The sequence below is a fragment of the Vibrio sp. 1288 genome (assembly GCF_033344475.1).
In genome coordinates this window covers 1-1,345 of record NZ_JAWPOX010000099.1, presented here as the reverse complement: position 1 = coordinate 1,345, position 1,345 = coordinate 1, and the positions used below count along the sequence as shown (strand labels likewise).

Sequence of the window (1,345 nt, the reverse complement as noted above, 5' to 3'; positions counted from 1 at the left end):
TCGATTGTAGCTTTTGATAAAACATCACCAGCTCCCCTTCTCGCAGAATTGAAGTCAAACGCTTCTGAGCCGATGATTTGTTAATACTGTATATGTTTGAATCTTTCACGCTATTAAGCAGAGACTTAAACAGCGATTGTTCAATACCATTCAAAGCATTATTCAGCCCGAATTGACTCGCGTGTTTGCCAGCATAAGCAAGATAAAAAGGTCGATAGATCAATACTCCTGCCACGATCACTATCAGTTGAAGTATTGTGCCTTGGATATGATTTCCCATTGCTACATATCCACTGATCAACGGCGGCGTCATCCAGTTCACGATCTTCTCGACAGGATCAATCATACCCGACGCAATGCTCGCATAAGTGATCACGAAGCTCACCAAAGGCACCAGAACAAATGGGATGATGAGAATAGGGTTAAAGATGATCGGCAAACCAAACAGCAACACTTCATTAATGTTGAACATCACCAATGGCGCAGCCGCCAACGCCAACATGATGTGGTTGCGCTCTCTGGCAAAAATCAGGATACATAGAAGCAAACAGACGCTGTTTCCCGAGCCGCCCATAGACAAAAAGGCGTCGTAAAAACCTTGGCTGATAACGTTAAGCGACGCTTCGCCAGCTTGCCAAGCAGCCATGTTGGCTTCGGTCGCAGCGTATATCTGCTGCTTGATGGCAAACAACATGTTGTGAGCATTGATGCCCGTCGCCCCTAGCAACCCCAAAACGGTTTGATAGATTAAACCGCCTTCAAGCGTTAAAGGATCAACGCCGATACTGCGCACTGCACCACTAAACCACACCATGATCGCCGCAGTAACGTGAGACAGGCTTACCGCGACAAGAACAAATACGAAAAAGTGCAAAACGTCTTTAAACAGCCGAGAAGTAAAGTCCAGTGCTTGGGGTTCAAGCAATTGAATTCTCAAATGTTTGCAGTACAAATACGACATCATGGCGCTGATCAGCGCCAGCAGAGAGTTATTGGGCAACGTATACGTCGCGGATAAGCTTTCATTTTCTATCGACACCAAATAAAACATGATCAGCGAATAAATAATAAGCACCACACTCGATACATTGGCTTTGTGCGACAAATAATATGCAGCAACCACGCAAAATGTCGTGGGATATAGGTTGATCAAAATGTCGGAAAGGTGGAAAAGCAGTAAGGAAACATCACCCAAGCCCGCCACTCGAAATGCGTGACCAAGTAGAATAGCCAGCGCGTTGGATAATGTCAGTGGGAGAAGCAGTAACGCGATTGAAGCTAAGTCTGTTAAGTAAGATTTAGACCCAGCTCGCCATTGCTCTGCGATTACAGCCAGACGCTGAAA

At 45.6% G+C, this 1,345-nt stretch carries 1 protein-coding gene; it reads right to left on the bottom strand.

Annotated features, from left to right (window positions below; all coding sequences use genetic code 11):
• Positions 1-1,345, bottom strand: a 1,345-nt coding sequence (locus R8O11_RS24865; protein ID WP_318194561.1) for a PTS transporter subunit EIIC, incomplete at both ends; no start/stop codon positions are given.